Source organism: Paenibacillus sp. 01T47, from assembly GCF_056398245.1.
Genome location: NZ_JBFTPA010000017.1, coordinates 140,106 through 161,016, shown reverse-complemented (window position 1 = coordinate 161,016; position 20,911 = coordinate 140,106). Strand labels below are relative to the sequence as shown.

15 protein-coding genes are annotated in these 20,911 nt (G+C 46.3%); 4 read left to right on the top strand and 11 right to left on the bottom strand.

Features of this window, described 5'->3' with window-relative positions; all coding sequences use genetic code 11:
• Nucleotides 1–726: ABC transporter substrate-binding protein (locus AC1DOV_RS26625; RefSeq protein ID WP_477551446.1), on the bottom strand; the 726-nt coding region annotated here is incomplete at its 3' end.
• Between the two features lie 309 nt (nt 727–1,035).
• On the opposite strand from AC1DOV_RS26625, the gene AC1DOV_RS26620 reads away from it, so the two are divergent.
• A complete protein-coding gene (locus tag AC1DOV_RS26620; protein ID WP_441882659.1) occupies nt 1,036–3,081 on the top strand; it encodes an RICIN domain-containing protein in 2,046 nt (681 codons plus the stop codon).
• 1,134 nt (nt 3,082–4,215) lie between these two features.
• Here the strand turns inward: AC1DOV_RS26620 and AC1DOV_RS26615 are convergent.
• Entirely contained in the window at nt 4,216–4,968 is a 753-nt protein-coding gene (locus AC1DOV_RS26615; protein ID WP_441882661.1) for an SDR family NAD(P)-dependent oxidoreductase, read from the bottom strand.
• A gap of 162 nt (nt 4,969–5,130) precedes the next feature.
• Here AC1DOV_RS26615 and AC1DOV_RS26610 point away from each other — a divergent pair, with 162 nt between their 5' ends.
• On the top strand, nt 5,131–5,814 hold the full coding sequence (locus AC1DOV_RS26610) for an HAD family hydrolase (RefSeq protein ID WP_477510412.1): 684 nt from the start codon (nt 5,131–5,133) through the stop codon (nt 5,812–5,814).
• A gap of 315 nt (nt 5,815–6,129) precedes the next feature.
• Nucleotides 6,130–7,458 carry an FAD-dependent oxidoreductase gene (locus AC1DOV_RS26605; protein ID WP_477551453.1) on the top strand — a complete coding sequence of 443 codons (1,329 nt, stop codon included), beginning with the start codon at nt 6,130–6,132 and terminating at the stop codon, nt 7,456–7,458.
• A gap of 103 nt (nt 7,459–7,561) precedes the next feature.
• Here AC1DOV_RS26605 and AC1DOV_RS26600 read toward each other — a convergent pair whose 3' ends face one another.
• Complete coding sequence (locus AC1DOV_RS26600; protein ID WP_477510411.1) at nt 7,562–8,530, bottom strand: glycoside hydrolase family 43 protein; 969 nt, start codon at nt 8,528–8,530, stop codon at nt 7,562–7,564.
• 234 nt (nt 8,531–8,764) lie between these two features.
• On the opposite strand from AC1DOV_RS26600, the gene AC1DOV_RS26595 reads away from it, so the two are divergent.
• Nucleotides 8,765–9,679, top strand: a complete 915-nt coding sequence (locus AC1DOV_RS26595) for an ArsR/SmtB family transcription factor (protein ID WP_441882668.1) — start codon at nt 8,765–8,767, stop codon at nt 9,677–9,679.
• A 37-nt stretch (nt 9,680–9,716) separates the two neighbouring features.
• Here AC1DOV_RS26595 and AC1DOV_RS26590 read toward each other — a convergent pair whose 3' ends face one another.
• Genes AC1DOV_RS26590 through AC1DOV_RS26555 form a run of 8 tightly spaced genes read right to left on the bottom strand, consistent with a single transcriptional unit; the run spans nt 9,717 to nt 20,909 of the window.
• The gene (locus AC1DOV_RS26590) at nt 9,717–12,704 is read right to left on the bottom strand and encodes a LamG-like jellyroll fold domain-containing protein (RefSeq protein WP_477551445.1); all 2,988 of its coding nucleotides are present in this window, start codon (nt 12,702–12,704) and stop codon (nt 9,717–9,719) included.
• Nucleotides 12,705–12,719: 15 nt separating this feature from the next.
• A complete protein-coding gene (locus AC1DOV_RS26585) occupies nt 12,720–13,700 on the bottom strand; it encodes a carbohydrate ABC transporter permease (protein ID WP_441958946.1) in 981 nt (326 codons plus the stop codon).
• Nucleotides 13,701–13,705: 5 nt separating this feature from the next.
• Nucleotides 13,706–14,584, bottom strand: a complete 879-nt coding sequence (locus AC1DOV_RS26580; protein ID WP_076267167.1) for a carbohydrate ABC transporter permease — start codon at nt 14,582–14,584, stop codon at nt 13,706–13,708.
• A gap of 2 nt (nt 14,585–14,586) precedes the next feature.
• Complete coding sequence (locus AC1DOV_RS26575) at nt 14,587–16,959, bottom strand: DUF5696 domain-containing protein (protein WP_477551444.1); 2,373 nt, start codon at nt 16,957–16,959, stop codon at nt 14,587–14,589.
• A 9-nt stretch (nt 16,960–16,968) separates the two neighbouring features.
• Nucleotides 16,969–17,586: a YIP1 family protein gene (locus tag AC1DOV_RS26570; RefSeq protein ID WP_477551443.1), complete on the bottom strand. Its 618-nt coding sequence runs from the start codon at nt 17,584–17,586 to the stop codon at nt 16,969–16,971.
• Nucleotides 17,570–19,069, bottom strand: coding sequence for a hypothetical protein (locus tag AC1DOV_RS26565; protein WP_477551442.1), 1,500 nt, complete (start codon nt 19,067–19,069; stop codon nt 17,570–17,572). Before AC1DOV_RS26565 ends, AC1DOV_RS26570 begins: the two co-directional genes overlap by 17 nt.
• 13 nt (nt 19,070–19,082) lie before the next feature.
• The gene (locus AC1DOV_RS26560; RefSeq protein WP_256710834.1) at nt 19,083–19,943 is read right to left on the bottom strand and encodes a carbohydrate ABC transporter permease; all 861 of its coding nucleotides are present in this window, start codon (nt 19,941–19,943) and stop codon (nt 19,083–19,085) included.
• A 6-nt stretch (nt 19,944–19,949) separates the two neighbouring features.
• A complete protein-coding gene (locus AC1DOV_RS26555) occupies nt 19,950–20,909 on the bottom strand; it encodes a carbohydrate ABC transporter permease (RefSeq protein WP_076267399.1) in 960 nt (319 codons plus the stop codon).
• Nucleotides 20,910–20,911: the final 2 nt, after the last annotated feature.

Below are 20,911 nucleotides of genomic sequence, written 5' to 3'. Positions count from 1 at the left end.
GCCTCCGCTTGCCCATACCGCGCCTTCCAGCGTAAAGTTGGCTCCGCCATAAATGTCGACTTTGCCATCGCCATTCTCATCCTTCGTCAGCTTCTTCGCTGCATCTAACCAGTTGTCCCATGTCCATTTGCCAACCTCTGCCGGCGGCAATTCAAGCCCAGCTTCAGTAAACATCGTTTTGTTGTAGGCCATTGCCCATGGACCTACGTCCTTCGGCAATCCGTACAAATCCCCTTGCCCCAGCTGCTTGCCATCAAAACGATATCGATCAAGCGCTTGCTTCCATACGTTATCGGCTTGGAACAGCTCTGTCGTATCTAGAAACGGCTGTAGACTTTGAATCGTGCCTGCTTCGGCAAACTTGTAAAACTGCGGGCCTGATACATAGAATACGTCCGGTGTTTTGCCCGATGCAACCAGCGTAGACAGCTTCTGGTTGTATTCAGCAGGCGGCACGCTTGTGTACTCTACCTTTACGTTCGGATATTTCGTTTCGTACGATTTGATCAGCTTCGTAAATATATCTTTCTCCTGCGGACTGCCATGACCCATAAACGAAATCTTTACTTTTTCTTGCGGTGCGTTTGTTGCTGCATCACCTTTATTCCCCGTGTTTCCATTTGTAGCAGAGCTGTTGCCATTTCCACCTGATGAACAAGCCGATAGCAGCATTCCAAAGCATAATAGCATTACAAGTCCAAGCTTCGCGGATAATTTTCTATTCATTTCGTTTGACGCCTCCCTTTTTTTGCAAGCGCTTCCTTGATGAACTCATTCTAGATTATATTGTTATACTTTTAAATACTCTATTTAGTATAAAAAATAAGAAATTATGTTCTTTCAACTAATGCTTCACCTTAAAAATCAGTCTATAACCCCATTTTCAAACGAATACTTCTACATTTTCATTCAACTTCTATCATTCCAGCGTTTTTAAAGCACAGGATATACTAACTTTAGTATATATTTAAATACTAATATATTCTATAATCCATTTTGAAGCGCTTACAAAACAATAAGAGGAGATGGTTTCACATGTTTGTCCAAAGCAAGGTTAGAATAACCGCTTTATGGATTGGCTTGCTTCTTATAATCAGTATTCTGCTCCCTGGTTTTCAAGCTTTTGCAGCTCCTGGATTAGCTTGGCCCTCAAATACCGCAACCGTATTCACCCCTCAAAATGGCGGAGTATGGTATCCACGGCTGCTAAAGCTGAGCAATAACGATATTTTAGCCTCTTTCGATACGAATGCAGGCGGGGGCAATACAAGAGTCATGCTTTCTCGCAGCACGGACGGCGGTCATACCTGGTCTCCTGCCATACAAGCTGCAGCTGATTCCAGCGGTAATGTAGGTAATGGCCAAATGCTTCAGTTGCCGAATGGCGAGATTTGGCTATCGTACCGCCTTGTTGTGCAATCGGGTTCGATTTATAACACTTACCTAAAAACCAAAAAAAGTACCGATGGCGGCAGCACCTGGTCAGATTTAACGAACGGCCAAATCGGCTCTGCGACAGCAAACTCGTTCAAAGGATTATGGGAACCACATCTTCAAATGCTTGGCAATACAATAGCTGTATATTATGCGGATGATAGTCCTGCCACTGTAGGCAATACAGGCCTTCAGAAGCTTATTATGAAAACATGGACCGGTAACGGCTGGAGCGGCGAAATAATTGTCAGCGACGGTGTTGCCGCAGGCTCTAGAGATGGAATGCCAGTTATTACCCAAATGGCTAATGGCCAATACATCCTAGTGTTGGAAGCGACCGACGTCGCAGGTCATCCTTTTGTTATAAAATATAAAATATCGTCGGATGGTTATAACTGGAACGTTCCTCGTCAAACCCTTTATGTTCCTTCCAAAGCCGGAAAAAAAGCTGGTGCGCCTTTTGTTGTTAAGCTTGGAGATGGCCGCTTGCTTGCTTCTTTTCAAACGGACAATGACAGTACGAATACCGGCGACGCTTTCTCCTCCATGTACACGATGATTAGCGCAGACAATGGTGCAACTTGGCAATATCGGACTAATATTTTCCCAGTAAGCGACTCGACCAGCTCCAATTGGAATGCCTTGCTGCCCATAGATTCTACTCACGTCCTTGCAGCGACGAGTGCAGACTATCCAAGCAGCGGAGTGTATATTCGATTTGGTCATGCAGTTACACCATCGAACACAAATCTAGTAACAAATTGGAGTTTTGAAACGGCAAACGTAAGCGGCTGGACGACATTTGGCGACGATTACCCCGCTCGAATTAAAGTACATGGCACAAACGATGGTGTCGGTGTACCCGCCGCCCAGGGCAATTATTTTATCGGACTAGCCGGAACGAGCGGACCTGCATCGGCTTATGTTGGCCAAACAATTAGCGGTCTTGATAATGGCAGCTATACGCTGCGTGCGTATATGCGGAGCAGCGGCGGGCAGAATTCTTGCGTAATGGAAGTAAAAGATTTTGGCGGAACGTCGCGTCAAACCAATTGCCCCGTAACCACAGCTTGGACGCCGGTTACACTCTCGAACATCGCAGTTGTAAACGGGCAAGCAACCATAGGCTTTTTCACATCAAACAGCCAAACGAGCCAATGGGTCGATATTGACCGGGTTGAGTTTACTCGCAACGATGTTTACAATGGTGTCGTTTCAGGCGGTGTATACAAGCTTATCAATACAAATAGCGGCAAAGCGCTTGAGGTGGATGCTTGGGGAACAACGAATGGCTCCAATGTGCAAATTTGGACGGAGGGTGCGAATCAGGCAAATCAGCTCTGGCAAATTACTCATGTCGGGGGCGGAGCATATAAGCTTATTAACACGAACAGCGGCAAAGCGCTTGATGTCAGCGGGGCAGGAACAGCAAACGGCACCAATGTTCAAATCTGGGATTATGCGAACTCAGATAACCTGCATTGGAAGATCATCGATACCGGGAGCGGTTACTTCAAGCTTATCCACTCACTCAGCAATAGGGCGCTGGATGTCGCTGCTTCTGGCACAGCCAACGGTTCAAACGTTCAAATCTGGGATGATCTCGGAAACGGCGCCCAAAGATGGAAGCTTGTTCGTGTTAGCTGATGGCGTAAACCCTGGTTGATTCATTAGCATAAAAAAGTATTCAATACATGCGTTATCCTAGAAGGTAAAAAGCTTCTCGGACAATTCATTACCGTATTAACGCATCTGTCCTTTTGTGCTCTTTCTGGCAACCACTAGTCTAAAATAGGTCACCTTTCTATCCACGAAGCGTTTGGAAGTTGAGTCCTGTGTAATATGAAGGATTTCATAAAAAGTAAGCCATGAAGTAAATACTCATCTCGCAGAAGCTGCCTAAACCATACTAGAGAGGAGTATTTATTCATGGCTCCATATCAGGTTACACTAGGTCTAGATCACCAATGATGCATCCAGCTGTTTATCGAGGAGTCTCGGGGCGCAGGCGTAACAGTTAAAGATGGGGTTTCACACATAAGCATGGACTTCGCACCTTTGTAAAAATTGATCTAGAAAATAGGCTTATTTTCTCTCTTCACCCTCGATGTAGCACGTTAAGAGTCAATCCAGCAAAAATAAGACTAAAATATAGGCCTATTTTCATCCAACGTGCCCTTCTCACCAAAATAGATCTAGAAAATAGTCTTATTTTCGCTCATCACTCACGATAAAGCACGATAGGAGCCTATTCAGCAAAATAAGACTAAAATATAGTCCTATTTTCATCAAACGTGCCCTTCTCACCAAAATAGAACTAGAAAATAGCCTTATTTTCTCTCATCACCCACGATAAAGCTCAATAGGAAGCATTTCAGCGAAAATAAGACTAAAATATAGAGCTATTTTCATAAAACATGCCCTTTTTACCAAAATAGATCTAGAAAATAGTCTTATTTCGCTCATCACCTTCGATCTAGCACGTTAAGAGTCATTTCAGCAAATATAAGACTAAAATATAGTCCTATTTTCATCAAACATGTACTTTTAACCAAAATAGATCTAGAAAATAGGCTTATTTTCGCTCCCTCATAGTCAGGCTGTTTTATGATAATCACTGCTTTAAATAAAGCAATGGCAGTCTCAAAAGCAGATAAACTGCTTTTGAGACTGCCTCTTTTTATTAAACAAATATACTCCATATGGCGCTGACACACTACGAGATCTGCCCCAACACCTCCGCCCTTATGCCATTACACTCGCTCTACATCCCCCGTCAAATTACTCCTCATAAATCATTTTTCTAGTCATACCGCCATCAATTGTGATGTGGGTTCCGGTTACAAAATCATTTTGAGGGTCTGTTAAATATAGGCATGCCCGTGCAATATCCTCCGGTTTGCCTACCCGCTTAGACGGATGCTGCTCATGATCCTCTGGGCGCAGCTTGCTGTAATCACCCGTTTCGATCCAACCTGGACATATTGCGTTAACCGTAATATGATCTGGGCCGAGCGAAACCGCCATCGCGTGGGTTAGCGATAGGATCCCGCCTTTGGATGCCGCATAGGCTTCTGAATTCGGTTCTGACATCATTGCTCTCGTAGAAGAAATGTTTACGATAGCTCCACCGCCGGTTGTCCGCATCAACTTGGCAGCCTCACGCGAGCAGACAAACGTCCCGCGCAGGTTCGTATTCACAACGCTATCCCATTCATCAATGGATAGGTCGTATGGCGACTTCCATATGCCAAACCCCGCGTTGTTTATGACGATGTCTAATCTCCCGACAATTGTTTCCAAATCACGCAGCATTTTAATAATGGCATCAGGCTCGCTCATATCGGCAGAAAGAGATAAAGAATCATAACCTGCCTCTTGCAGCAGCAAGCCAGTCTGCTCCAGTCCTTCTTCGTTTTTATCCACTAATACAGGCAGTGCTCCTTGTTCCGCATAAGCTAGTGCAAGCGCTCGTCCAATACCAGCCCCAGCGCCTGTTATGAGTACAACCTTATCCTCGTATGCTGCTTTCATTTCGAATACCTCCTTAGCGTGCCCTTTTACCTAAAGAGTTTAAAGCAAATCGAAGCAAAATGAAAATCCAAACCACTTACCTCCATCAAGAGGAAAAATACAGCAGCTTCACGAAATAATAGTCAACGGAACAACGGCAGGATTTTTTAGAAAATCTGAAAAATGGAGCTGATCCCTCTGAACACTAAAGCTGTCTTTTTCGATTTATTTGAAACGTTGATAACTGAATTTACGGATGGCAAGCGCACCATCAATAGATCCACGGACGATGCTGCACTTCTCGGCATGAATCATGGCGATTTCAAGAAAGAATGGCGCAAACGGCAAGAAGCAAGAATGACCGGACAATATGTTAACTTCATTGAAGTGATGAGAGACATTTTGGAGAAGCAGAATTTACCTTACAACGAACAAATAGTGGAGCACTTGTATCGAACAAGAATCGATGAAAAACAGGCTCCATTTTTAACGATTCAGCCAGCTGTTCTTGCCATGCTGAAAGAGCTGCAAAGCAAGCACATAAAAATAGGGCTTATTAGCAATTGTACAGAAGAAGAAATTCGCCAGTGGAAAGCTAGCCAGCTTGCTCCCTACTTTGATGATGTCATTTTCTCGTATGAAGTTGGCTTAGCCAAACCAGACATACGTATATATCAATTAGCCTGTGATAGGTTAGGCGTATTACCCGAAAATGCAGTATTTGTAGGCGATGGCGGTTCTAATGAGCTGGATGGCGCATTCAACGCTGGCTTTAAAGTTTTCCATGCCTTTTGGTTTAATACCTACATAACAAGCCCCTACACAAAGCTGCTCCATCCTGAACATTTGATAGCCCAATTGCCATAAACGAATAAAAACAGATTTGCTACTCTGATGATTCACAACCCCTGCTCTAGTTTATTATCATCCAATCGTATGGATAAATGGTTACTGTGGAAGTTGTGGACAAAACGTGTCAAATAATCTGAAAATTTAATCAATACTGTAAAAACAGCTTGAACACCCCTTGTCAATTTTCTCAAAAGCGAATATGATAAAAGCAATCAAAGGTTGTGAATCTTTTCACACTGTATAGTATATTGTGAATTAATTCACGTTGTAGGGGCGGCTGCCATAGCAGACTACCCTCTACACATCCCATAGGAGGCGTTTTTTATGACGATGAACATTGCTGTGATTGGCTGTACACATGCAGGAACTGCTGCAATTAAACAAATGGCTGCACTTTACCCGGAGGCCAACATTACCGTTTATGAACGGAATGACAATATCTCGTTTCTATCGTGCGGCATCGCACTGCATGTTGGCGGTGTAGTTAAAAATGCTGAGCAGTTATTTTATGCTTCGCCCGAGCAGCTCGCTGAGCTTGGCGTGAAGACGCATATGCGACATGATGTGCTTGCAGTAGATACGGATGCCAAACAAATTCAGGTCCGCAATCTTGTAACTGGCGACGAATTTACTGAAAGCTACGATAAGCTCGTCGTTACAACAGGCTCGTGGCCGATTATTCCACAGATGGACGGCATCGCGCTTGAAAATATCGTTCTTTGCAAAAACTACAACCATTCGAAAGAAATTATCGAGAAAGCAAAAACAGCGAACCGCATTGCAGTTATCGGAGCTGGCTACATCGGTATCGAGCTCGTAGAAGCATTTGAACAGCTTGGCAAACAGGTAACCTTAATCGACAATATGGAACGCATTTTATATAAATACTTGGATCGTGAATTTACAGATATTACAGAGCAGGCGTTGATTGATAAAGGGATAACTATCGCAACTGGCCAGACGGTTACTTCGTTCAAGGGCAGCGAGGGTCATGTAACGACGGTCATCACGACAGCTGGAGAATATGAAGCAGATCTCGTCGTGCTTTGTATCGGCTTCCGTCCTAACACTGAGCTGCTGAAAGGGCAAGTTGACATGCTTCCAAACGGCGCAATTATTGTGGATGATTATATGAGAACGAGCAAAGCTGATGTATTTGCTGCTGGCGACAGCTGTGCCATCCACTATAATCCAACAGGGCAAAACGCCTATATTCCTTTAGCCACAAACGCTGTCCGCATGGGAACGCTCGTTGCCAAAAACCTGATGAAACCAACGGTCAGATATCTTGGAACACAAGGCACGTCGGGTATAAAAATTTACGATTATAACATTGCATCGACTGGTTTAACGGAAACAGGCGCACTTGCTGCGGGAATGAATGTGAAAAATGTCACAATCATTGATAGCTACCGACTTGAGTTCATGCCTACCTTTGAGCAAGTGACTTTAAAGGTCGTATATGAAGCGGATAGCGGCAGAATCGTTGGCGCACAGGTGTTATCGAAGGTTGATCTTACCCAGTCGATTAATACGTTGTCGGTTTGCATCCAAAACGGAATGACGATGGAGGAATTAAGCTACGTCGATTTCTTCTTCCAACCGCATTACAACAAGCCATGGAACATGCTTAACCAAGCTGGTTTGCAAGCTGTATAATTTTATAAAAGCTGCAAGGATGGCACTCTGCCATCCTTGCAGCTTTTTTATTATCAATTAATAAACAAAAGCCGCCCTTTTACAGGCGGCTCTTGCCTATTCACTACAAATTATCAGCCGGCGGCTTCCCGAAATCAGGGGTTCCATCAGCGTTCCACGTAAATATCTTGGCGCGGGCGTGACGATTAGGATCAAATAACGGATCGCCTTCAATATCCTTGTAGCTGCGAGCATGATAGATCAAAATATCCTGTTCACCATCCTCAGACACGGTGAAGCTATTGTGCCCTGGCCCATACTGACTATTTTCCGGGCAGCTTGTAAACACTGGCGTCTGCGTCTTCACCCATGAGAGCGGATCAAGCAGATCACTGTTCTCCTCAGCAGTCAATAAACCCATCGCATAGTTATGATTGGTGGCGCTGCCGGAGTAGGTCATAAATATTTTCCCGCCCCGCTTCAGAACAGCCGCTCCCTCATTTACCATGAAACCAATGACTTCCCAGTCGAGCTCCGGCTTCGTAATCAATACCTGCTTGCTCTTCAGCGTCCAAGGATTGCTCATCGAAGCGATATACAAATTTGTATTGCCTTGAATGGCTGGGTCTTGCTGCGCCCATACTAAATATTGCTCGTCATTATGCAGGAAGCTTGTCGCATCAAGCGAGAAAGAATCCCAATCCGTAATGATCTGGCCCCTCTCCGTCCACTCGCCCTCAAGCGGGTTAGCTGAATCATTTTCAATAACATACATGCGATGCCTGAATGGCGCATCTGCCCTTGCGGCAGCGAAATATACATACCATTTTCCAGCGATAAAATGCAGCTCAGGTGCCCAAATATTGTGGCTCATTGGTCCCGAATCGTGTTTTTCCCATACCACAATCTGCTCAGCATCGGTAAGTCCTTCCAGCGTTTGTGCTCTTCGCAGCTCAATCCGATCATACTCAGGCACAGAACCTGTGAAATAATAATACCCGTCTGTATGCTTCACTACCCACGGATCTGCTCGTTGCTCTATTAACGGATTTCGCAGCTGCTTCTGCGACTGTTCAGATGCTTGTGTGCTCATGTTTCTCTCAGTCCTCCAGCTAATATTTCTATTTTTATAAAATAACTTCATCGATTCATTACTATAAATACGAAGGGTTGCAGTGGTCTAAATATAAATTGTCAAGGTTTCTCTTTGCATATAAAATAGATAAGATATATCAGAATAACATTTTCATTAACGAATTCGACTTCATATTTTCAATCACAAGCTGTAAGGCAAATCCAATGTTAAAAAATTGAGCGGAGTGAACGTATGAAAATTGATATTTCAGATACTCATTTACCCATCTATGAAGCATTAGCCAGCGATGTAAGGCTTAAAATCATACAACTGCTTGCTCTGCAGGAGATGAACATCAAGGATCTCGCACAAGCGCTCGAGCTGAGCAGCCCCATTATGACGATGCATGTGAAGAAGCTCGAAAAAGCCGGTTTAATCAGCTCCGAGATGGTTTCCAGCAGCGGCGGAACCAAAAAAATGTGCAAACTTATCACGGATAGCATTGAGATAGATTTCCCGTCAACACGGCGCCCAGCGCTTCGCACTTATCATGAATCCATCATTTCCATCGGTCACTACACCGACTTTGAAGTGGAGCCTACCTGCGGCCTCGCTACGACTGCTAAAGTCATTGGCATGTTCGATGAGCCGCGTTTTTTTCTCGATCCTGATCGTATCAATGCCAGAATCCTTTGGTTTAGCAGCGGCTTTATTGAATACAAAACAGCCAACTTCTTATTGAAAAGCGAGAAGCCTACTGAGCTCGAAATATCTTTTGAAATTTCCTCCGAGGCTCCTTTTGCCAATGACAATTGGCCTTCGGATATTTCCTTTTACTTAAATGACACCAAAATCGGCCTTTGGACGAGTCCTGGCGACTTCGGCGGTAAACGAGGAAAGTATACCCCCGATTGGTGGTGGGATGAAATTAATCAATACGGCCTGTTGAAGGTGCTGAAGATTACGCAAGCCGGAACCTTCATCGACGGTCAGCAAATATCCGATGTTACCCTTGATGATGTCAACATATTAAGCAAGCAATGGAAATTCCGCATAGCAGTCGAGAAGGACGCCGAAAATGTCGGCGGCGTTACGTTATTCGGCTCTGGGTTTGGCAATTACAATCAAGACATCGTCTTTAAGCTTTATTATGAAAGGAACGAATAAGAGCTAGCGGCGCGAGCTGCTAGCTCTCCATCCCCTTTTACGGTAAACTTTTCAGCCTAAAGATCGTAATGGATTGTTTCGCAAGCTCCAGCGTAAATATGTTAGACAACCCATCAACAGCCTGCTCCTTAGGCAGCACGGCTTCAGGCTCCGCAAACGAATTCTCCACAACCATATCCGCTTGGAGCGACAGCTTCGTTCCTTGCGGGGCTATCGTTTTCCCCTTTATTTCAATAGACGCATTCACTGTATAGTCATTGGCATTTACGATTTTCAGAATGATCTCATCTGTCTTCTCATCTCTGCCCGCTATGAAATAAAACGGCTCCTCTCCTTGTTTACCGCCGCGTCCCGCCTCGTACGATTCGCCGCTGCGCATGTTAATTGAAGCTGGCAGTACCGAGCTCGCAAGATGATTGCTGAACATTTGCTGCACATAATAGTTCGGAGTCCCATATACTTCAGCATTATTGAACCAGATTAAATCCGGCGACCACTGTGTATACCCTTCCTTACCGAACAATGGTGCATAGGAAGCCATAGCTACAACATCAGAATTCCGCTCCAACCCGACCATGAACGCCGCTTCAGCCAGCGCTGAACCGAAGCTGTTGCTGCGTTTGCCGTTATGTGCTGCATATTCGCCTACGAACACTTTCGGCCCGTTCCGATCATACGTATCATAACGATTCGAATTCGCTATAAACCAATCAGGATTCATATAATAATGCTCATCGACGATATCTGTTGGCTTATCCTTCTGCCACCGCCAAGCATCATCAAATATAGGACCAGAAGGCGAAGGACCCGCAGACGCAATAAGTTTAATAGTTGGATACTTCTCTTTAATTGCAGCTGCAAACATTTCGTATCTTATAAAATAGTCCGTACCCCAATGCTCGTTGCCAATCGCAAGGTAATGAAGCCCAAACGGCTCAGGGTGTCCATTCTTCGCCCGCTTCGCTCCCCATTTGCTCGTTGCAGAACCATTTGCATATTCGATCAGATCAAGCGCATCTTGGATATAAGAAGCAAGCTCCTCTATTTGCGCTACGTCTGACTGACGGAATTGATCGCCCATTCCTGCATTTACGACAGGCAGCGGTTCTGCTCCAAGATCCTCGCTTAGCTGGAAATACTCATGGAAGCCAAGCCCGTAGCTTTGATAATAAGGTGTCGTTAAGCCGCCGCCGCCCCACATATTCGTATTTTGCTTTCGTTCGGACGGCTCTCCAATCGAGTCCTTCCAATTGTAGCGATTGCCTATCCCATCTCCGCCTACGATGCTGCCTCCGGGGAACCTTACGAATGACGGCTTCAAATCAGCCAGCATGCGGACAAGGTCTGCACGCAAGCCGCCTGGCCTATTCTTCCATGTGGATTGCGGGAATAACGAGATCATATCAACGTCGATCTGACCGTTACCACTCGCACCCAGCACTAATTTAGCGTTTAGAGCTGTTTCAGAAGCTGTTATTGTCCCCTTCAGCTTCGTCCAATCCGTTCCCATTTTCTCGGCTGTGATTGTCGTTTCGCCAAGCCTTTTGCCGCTATCGTCTTCTAGATAAGCAGTAAGCTTAAGCGCTGCATGGTTGCTGCTTTTTGCATACATCGAGAAATCATATTTCTCACCTTGCTGCAAAGCCATTCCGCCAAAACCACTATTTACGATTGCAAACTCATCTTCTAGAGCTGGAGCCCTCACCTGCATCGATAAATAATGTGGATTGTTTGCGTTCAGCGGCGCTTTATCCGCAACTTCTACTGCTCCGTCTCCAGATCCAGCTTTTCTTACCGCCCAGTTCCAGAATGAATCGCCGAATTCGAAGGAGCGATTCTCAATCAATTCTGCATACACGCCGCCATCACCAGCAAAATTGATATCCTCAAAGAAAATCCCATATAAGGTATCACTTACAAGAGCGCCCGTCTGATCCGCTTGAATGGAAATCGCGTTATCCGCTGCCCCTTCCTCCCATATGCGAAGCGGTATTTTTTTCTCCCCCGCTGCTTTTCCTTTGTTGACCATTGCCGTTAACGTTGCTTCAACATCTCCATGTCCGCTTGCCGGTCTAGTAACTGTGCCATCTGGGGCAACTGTTTCTTCATGATCAGAGGACCAGACAATGCTTGTGCCACCCGGTCCAATGCGCGGCAGCTCTAAAGATTCCATAACACGGCTGCTGCTTGGAAGAGATAACCACTCTACCGCAAAAGCAACGGTATCCTGATCGTTCATCCCTTCAGTCAGTTGATCAGCAATTTCATCAGCGGATAGAGCTTCGCTATAAATCCGCACCTCGTCTACTTGGCCGGATAAATACGGGTCGACGTCAAACTGCGATTTTCCGATATAGTTGCCTGTTGTACCCGCCATATCACTCGGCTTGATCGATAGATCATCATTGCGGGCAATTTCATGCCCATTCAAATAAAGAATGCCCGTGCTGCCAGACCAAGTGAAGGCAACATGCGTCCAGCTGTCCGCCGGAAACTCCGTTTCGGTGCTGATCATTTGCTCCCCGCCGCCATTCTTGATCGCAAGCTTCATCTTGCCTGTTTCTGACATCGGGGTAAGAAACAAATAACGATCCACTCCATTGCCGAAATCGAAGATACGCTGCCACGTCCGCAGATCGTTAATATTAACCCATGCGGATATTGTCAGCTCATCCAAACCATTCAAAATTGCCGTAGGCATCTCCGCATAGGTGCTTGACCCGTCCAGCTGCAAGCTGCTTCCGAACTTGGCCTCTTTCTGCAGCACGCCGCCGCTCAGCGTCCCAGTATTATCATGACCTGATGCGTCCAGCAATTCATTCGGTGAAGCGCTCAGCTCCGACTTCTCCGTATGATCGAAAGTGTAGCGCAGCAGCAAACAATTTTGATAAGCCTGCTGCTCATCTCGCTGGGCTGTTTCCTTTATATTAGGCTCCTGCCGCTGGCTGAAGACAATCCAGATAACAGCTGCCACCAATACCAGCAGCAATATGGCAGCCAGCTTCTTCAGACGTATGTCAATCAAGCTGCATCTCTCCTACTATTCACCTGCGATACCGGAACGCTCGACGCTCTCGACGAAATAACGCTGCGTGAACATATACAAAATAAGCACCGGCAGGATCGTTAGCATAACCCCAGCCATAACTTGGTTTTGCAGCGTCGGCGCCATGCCGAGCGTACCTGAGGATACCGAGCTGGATGCCTGCTGAAGATCCAGATTCGCATTGCCGTTGAAGAAAGCCATATTTTGCGCCAGATTGAAATACTCTGGAACGAGTAAATACATATTCGGCTCAAACAGGTCATTCCAGTGCCACACGACCGAGAACAAGAAGACAACCAGCATGGCAGGTTTCGCGAGCGGGAACATAATCATCCAGTACGTCCGGAACGCACCCGCGCCATCGATTCTTGCCGCTTCCTCCAGCACATTCGGCAGCGTTCGGTAAAATTGAATAAAGATAAGGACGAACAATGAGCCTTTCAGTCCGTGTCCAAGCAGCGCAGGCACAACGAACGGCAGATGCGTATTTACCCAGCCCAAGTCGAGGAAAAAGGTAAACAACGGCACAACGATCGTCTGCGGCGGCACAAGAAATGTAAATACAACCATCGCCAGAAACAACGCTTGACCGGGAAATCGGTAACGCGCAAAGCCATATCCTACAATTGAACAGCTTACGACTTGAAGCATCGCGCTGCCAAATGAAATGATGGAGCTGTTCAGCAGTCCCGGCCAGAAGTTAATTTCCTCCATCGCGATCGAATAATTCGTTAGATTAAACTGCTTCGGAATCCACTGAATCGTAGCATCCGCCACATCCTCCGGCCGCATCAGCGATTTTGATACCATATAAAGCAGCGGATAAACGAAAACAAACGCCAAGCTGAGAATAACGACATAATAGAAAAACGTTCCGATTACGCCGCGTCCACGCTTTATCCAAGTAATCTTCCAGACCTCTTCCGCTTTGCCTTGAAGGTCGGCATATTTTTCGGTCATGCTAGGTGAATTCATGCCATCTACCCCCTACCTTCGGTTGCTGACAAGCTTTTGCGGAAGATAAAGAATACAACCGCTAGCACAACCGAAATCACAATAAAGTAAATCCAGCCCATTGCCGAGCCATAAGCGTAATTATTCGTTTTGAACACATTGTTCATAATGTGATTCATAATTTGGTTATCTGTTTTGGTGAACGAGTTGACGACGCTGTAAAGCGTGTTGACGAACAGCATCGGCATAATCATCGGAAACGTAATCTTCCAGAAGCTTTCCCATTTTGTTGCGCCATCACATTTAGCTGCTTCATATAACGCTGGCGAGATTGTCTGCAAACCCGCGATGAAAATCAATATTTGCACGCCCGAATCCCACATGACGAGGGTTAAAGAATCTGCATATTGAAGCAGCGGGTCCAAGATGCTGTCCGGTATAAATGCATTTAGCTTGCTGTAAAGATCATATTGATAGAAGATCGGGAGCTGAGCAGCACCCTGCTCCAGCAGCTCCCTCAAGATGGCACCGGAAGCGATAATAACCGGCAGAAAAAATATGCCGCGGAACAACGTACGACCGCGAAACGGACGATTAAGCAGCAATGCGCTGAACATCGCAAAGATCAGAATAAGCGGTACCTGCGTCAGCATCGTTGTCAGCGTAGCTTGCAGCAGCGGCACAAAATCGATGTCTGTCGTAAAGGCGGCCCGGTAATGGGTCAAGCCCGTGTAAGATGCCTTTAGCCCTGCCTTCGTAACCTCCAAATTGTTAAGCGAGTAATAAAGTGATTTGCCAAGCGGAATGACCATGAACAGTAAGAAACCGACAACCCATATGGAAATGAACGAGTATCCCTCAAAGATGTGGCGGCCTCTCATCGAGAGTCCAAATTTTTTGCCCATGCTCATTTCCCTCCGTTCTGCATGAGATATCCTGCCGCAGGAATAGATAAGCCGTCAACCGTCGCTGAAGCACTGCCGTAATTGACAATAACCTTTGTTCCATTCGCATACGTTGTTTGATAAACGTTATTGCTCAGCTTCTCATGATCAGCAATCGTCTGATTAGCAATCGCTTTGTAAATAGAATCAAGCTCGTTATATTGCTGAACGGCGTCATCAATCCATGTCCTATATTCGGAGCTCCATAACCGATCCTCCAGCGTTCTTTGAAGCTTCGTCGTAGGCTCATAAGTCAGCTCTAGACTAGGCAGCGCACCATACTCCACCATCCGAAGCAGCTCGTTCTGGGCATCATTTCGCAAATTGATCGGATTCGCCGTATAAGGCACCAGCCCGCGTACCGCAATCTGATAAAAAGGAACTGTCTCGTCATTGTAAATAAAATGGCTGGAATCAAGCGGTGCACCGCTAATGCCATCAATATGCCCAAGCATATAAGCAAATCCATAATCGACTGACGCTCCGCCAGTAGTCTCCCGAATGGCATCCGCAGCTTTCACCCAAGCTGATGCTGTCTCGCCGCGCGTTGTCAGCGACTTCGGATCGATATCGGAGTACAATGTATTTCCCCAAAAGCTAAGATGGACACCAGAAATGCCAAGCTTCGAATAATCCTTCAGCTCTTTGTTCAGATGTTTGCTAATAACACGCTCTGGCTTCATCCAATAATAAAGTCTGCTGTCGTCATTCCATCTGCTTCCAATATAATAGTCCGTACTTGGCGCAACTTCACGATCCATGCCGCGAATGGCGTCCTTTGACTTCTTCATGCCGTCGCTATCCGCGATGGCGCGAGCATAGTTTGCTTCCAAATAAAGCGAAACCCCTTTATTAGCGGCATAGGCGGCAAGATCCTTCAAATCCTTTGCTCCGCCCAGCTTCTTCTCCACTGGAAAGTGATCCGGCTGATCGCCATATAAACCATCATCAGACCATCCGGAAAACGTAAGCTCTAAATTCGCGATTCCTTTTTTCTGAAAAGCATCAATAATTTCACGCGCTTGATCGAATGTCGTCATCGAAATGAACGTATTGCCAAGCACCTCATCACGCAAAATACCGCCAAGCAGCTTCACCTTAAAGGGAACTGCCGTTTGCTCCAAAGGCTTAACTCCTTGCTCTTCTTTCAGAAATTTGCCATATGCCTGTGCCATCCCGACGTAATCAGCTTCCTTGTCTTGAAGCAGTACGTAACGCAGCTGCCGATCGCCTTTGATCCAGTTGCCTTGGAAAAATGGGATTTCACCCGATGTCCCGATGAAAATAACATCGCTCCAGCGGTACACGAATTCCGCCGACGTCCGGTAATAGGAGATCGCGCGGATGCCTGACGGCGTTCCATTAATCTTCGCATCGTATTGACCTTTCGTTACGATACCGAGCGAGCCTACATCGTCGCGGTAATTGCCGAATACCGGCAGCGCAACCATTTCTTTTGGAGCAAGCTTTTGCCGCCACATTTGATCAATATCCGTATGTGATTGCGTAACATAAGCCGGGTCGGCGCCATAGATCATTTCGGAGTAACCCGCAAAATACTGCGGATGCTTCGCGCTGTATTTCATAAGCGCGCCGGAGCCGTCCGGCAGGAAAATCGCTCCTTCCTCCGTATCCGCAGCAGCGTTCCAGAATGGCAGCGGCTCAATACTTACAAACTTTGCTTTGCCCGCTTCCTTAATGGATGCTTCCGGAATCGAAAGTTCGAAGCCTTTCTCATTCAAGCGATATTCAATCGCAAACTCCAGCTTTTCCTTCACGAATTGGAAGGTTACTTTCGCCCCGCCATCAATCGTCTCGATCTTCAGCTTGTTTTCCTTTTCCTTTGCTAAGTACGTTTGTACAGTATCCGAGCCCTCTGTATACTTCACATGAACGGCGGCATCCATAAACTTCTTATTATTAGGCATCGTCGTTCTAGGTAGCTGCGGCGTCCCCAGCCATTCTTTCTTGGTTCGCTTGTCAACGAGGCGAACATTGCCTGTTTTATCGTCGATGTACATCTTGTAGCTGCCGTTCTCCGCAATTTGCTTTGTAGCAGATACAGGATACAGCTTCACTTCGCCTTGGTCAGCTGGCTCCGCGTTCTCTGCAGTGATCTCTGCAGCAGACTCTTCTGCTGGAGCCTCCGAAGCTGCAGTTGAATCCGAAGCCGCTGCGGCATCTTCATCCGTAGTCGTCGCAGTCGCAGTCGCACTATTGCCCGCGTCTTCCTCCGCTTGAACATGGGTTTCGCCTTCCACGCTCCCGAAGTGAGGGAATATGCTGACAACGAGCAGCAATGCCACGATAATAAGCCATTTTCGTTGTTTCCTCATCTCGTCCACCTACCTTCGGAAGTTTATTTCTTTGAACATGTCGATTATAAAGTTAAGGAGTTGATTGATTAAGCCAAACATCAGAATGCCAATAAACCAAATAATTAATATGCCGACGATGCTCAGCACCGTAATCCAGATCATTTTGCCAAGCTCAAAATCATGAACGATTCTTACCTTAAGCAAGAGCAGCCACCCTACCCAGTAAAGAGTAAGATTGATTAAAAACGAATAAATAGAGCTTTCATCCAGCCCCAAAATATTCGTTAGCAGCGTGATTGGGATAATAAAGATCGCATAAGGAACCAGCGCAAATGCACTGCCGACAAACACTTCCTTAAATTTCCCTTCTCCTTCAAGAATCGCACTGACGCCCCAGTTCGATATCGTCCACGTTACCCATGGCACAACGATCCATATCAGCTCATGTACAAACGAGATCTCATACGTTTCTCTCGTCTCGAACGCATACCCCGTAATTAGAATGGCAACCATTCTCGCGATATAAGCCAGCGCGACGATGAACAACGCTTGCCCCCATTTAATGCGGCCCGGCTCCTGAATATCGTGGTAAAAATCGATCGGGTGCACGAGCACCTGCCGCATCATTTTAAACGTTGCGATCATAAGGCACTCCTCCCTTCACCTGAACCACTTTAGCCGACTTGCGGTCTATCAGCATCGCAGAAGCTCTGCGCCAAACAAAAGGTATGATGTAGCGCAAAAGCACGATAAGCACGATAATGGCTAAACATATCCATGCAAAATGCTCTCTAATATATTCCTTTCGATATTCCTTGAAAGCGACCGAGTAATCGTAACGCGATCTTGCCAGCTCAAAATACTCCATAGCTCCCTTATAGTTTTCCGCTTTATAGAGAGACTTGCCGATTGCGAGATAGGCTAGATCAAAGTTTGCATTCAAATGCAAAACCTCGTTCCACATTCCCTCCGACTCTTTGTATCGTCCATCAACGAATAACCGCGATGCGTCATGCACCAGATCTGCAAATGGCGTCGTACGGAACAAATCGATGCGATTGCGTCCTTTATCGACCACATACACCGTGCCGTCTGCTGACTGATCAAGGCTTGATGGCGTTATAAACAAGCCGTTCTGATCGCCGAGCCCTCCAAACACGAACAAGAAATTCCCAAGCTTATCGTACTGATAAACTTTGCTGGACTGAAGGTCAAGTGCGGTGATAACACCGTCCTTATCTACAGCTAGATCAAGAAACGACGGTACTTCGAAAGGGCCAGCATCAAAACGTCCACCGTACCTTTTAGGAACAATATTGAGCGTATCCACACCAACAGGCGATAAACGCTTCAATTGGTTCATTTCTGTTCCAAGTGTGGACGTGTAGACGAAACCTTCCTCATCCTGCACCGCATTGGAGAACTCGAGCGGCTTAACGACTGACAATTTTGCCTTCTGCTCCTCCGTTGCAACGAGCTTAACGAACAATCTGCTCCAGCTGAAGCCTACATGATTCGCACCATAAAACCCTTTAAATTGCCCATTTGGATCAATTTGAATGAGGCCCTGTGTGTTTCCGTCACTCACGACAAACATGTAATTCCGCTTATCCACGAGCAGCTTTGATGGAGAATACGAGAAAGTTGCTCCGAGCAGCGGACTTTCAGGCTTGCCGAACTGCTTCTGGAATTTCCCGTTTTTATCAAAAATAGCGATTCGTTGGTTTTTGGTATCCGCTACATAGATGGTTCCATCCTGCTTCACGTAAACGCCTTTTGGCTCGTTCAGCTTGCCGTCGCCTTCTTCGTCGCCGAAAATGTTCAGCACCTCATGCTTCCCATCCAAATGGACGACCCGGCTATTTCCTGTATCCACGATATAGATCGTTCCATCGTCAGCAAGGAAAATATCTTCTGGCGAGCTAAATGGTCCAGTTGATAGGTTATAACCGTCAATTGAGCTCTCATACATGTACCCGTTGATCGAGTGAACATCTTGGCCCAGCTTATTTCTCGTATACCCTTCATAAGGAGAGGCCGCGAACGTTTGAACAGGTAGAGCTGTAACTAGCATCAGTAAAGCGATAGCTGTACTGACAACGAATCGGAATATCGTAACCTGCTTCATCCCGGTTGTCCTCCTACTCTTTCAGACCTGAATGCGCCATCGTTTGCAGCACTAAGCGCTGCGTTACGATAAAGACGATTATCGTCGGCACAATCATCAATAAACTTGCCGCGGCAAGCGTGCCGACACGCGCAACGACGCCGTATCCACCGCTTAACGTCTGGATTGCCAGCGGCAGCGACTTCATATCCTGATCGGTCGTATAGACCATTGCTGGGTATGGATCATTCCAGGCTGATATAAAGCTGAATAGTGCAAAGGTCGCGATAGCTGGCTTCAGCATCGGCATGACGACAACCCAGAACACCTTCCACTCGGATGCGCCATCCATGCGTGCTGCCTCCAGCAAAGCATCCGGGATTTGGCGCAAAAACTGCGTCATGAGAAACATCCCTATCGGAGCCGCCAAATACGGCAAAATCATCGCCCAATACGTATTGATCAAACCGATTTTGCTAATGAGCAAATATTGCGGAATTTGCACGACCATTGGCGAGAACATAATTGCAAGTACGACCATGTTGAATATAGCGCTGCGAAACGGCATATTGTGCTTCGCCAGCGGATACGCTGCCATGGCCGATACGAGAATGCCAAAGCCAACAATACAGGAGCTGATCAGCAAGCTGTTAAAAATAAACCTGGAGAACGGAACGCTTGTCGTTCCCGTTATGAGCAATAAATCGCGAAAATTGACTAATGTCGGATTGTTCACGAAAAATCGCGGCGGAAACAGGAACAGCTCGCTTGTTGGTTTAAAGGCTGTAGATACCATATAAACCAGAGGGGCAAGCATCAAGAGACCGAACAACGTTAGAAATAGATAAAGGAAAAACCCTCCCCAATCCTTCCTGCCTTTCACTGCGCCAGTCATATCGGTTCAGTCCTTTCCTAGCCATTTGAATATGAGACGGTTTAGTCCGATCATCATGACGAACAACACAACCGCGATCGCCGCAGCGTAACCCATCTCAAACTTGATAAAGGCATAATCGAATAAATGTGTCAAAATCGTATGGCCTGCATAAAGCGGACTCGGCAATCCGACGAGCTGCACGCTCACATCAAACACGGTCAATGAGCTAACAACCTGAAGCACTGCGCCGAACAGCAATTGCGGCTTTACGGATGGAACCGTAATATAAATGAGCTGCTGCCATCTATACTTAATTCCGTCGATTTCCCCAGCCTCATAAAGATCCTTCGGTACGTTCTGAAGTCCGGCTAGGAAAGCCAAGAACCCTACCCCCATCGACATCCATAGCGAGACGATGATGATAACGGGTACGATCGAATTAATATTTTGCAAAAATAAATAAGGCTCATCGATAATGCCCAGCTTCGAAGCAAAATAGTTAAGCAAGCCTTTGCGGTCGCCCGCAAACAGGTAGAGCCATACGACCGACATCGCCGTAGCGCTCGTAATGGACGGCGTGTAATAACAAAGCGTATAGAAGAAGCGGTATTTTTGCGGAATTTGGCTGATGAGCCAAGCCAGCAAGAACGCCATCACATAGCCGACTGGCCCTGTAATGAACGCAAATTTCAACGTAATGCCAATCGCCTTAAGAAAAATATCGTCGTCGACAAACAACAGCTTGTAATTGGAGAGACCAATAAACTTTGGCGCCTCCAGAATGTTGTAATAGGTAAAGCTGAGTACAACCGAAGTGACGACCGGTACGATCGTAAACAAGGTGAACAGGATAAGAAATGGAGCGAGAAACAGGTAGGAAACCCTGTTTCTCTTCATTTCATGCCACAGCAAAGACAATTTGCTCGGTTTGCGGAGGCGTTCCGCTGCCGGAGTGACCACGGTTGCCGCTGAATCAGTGTTCATTT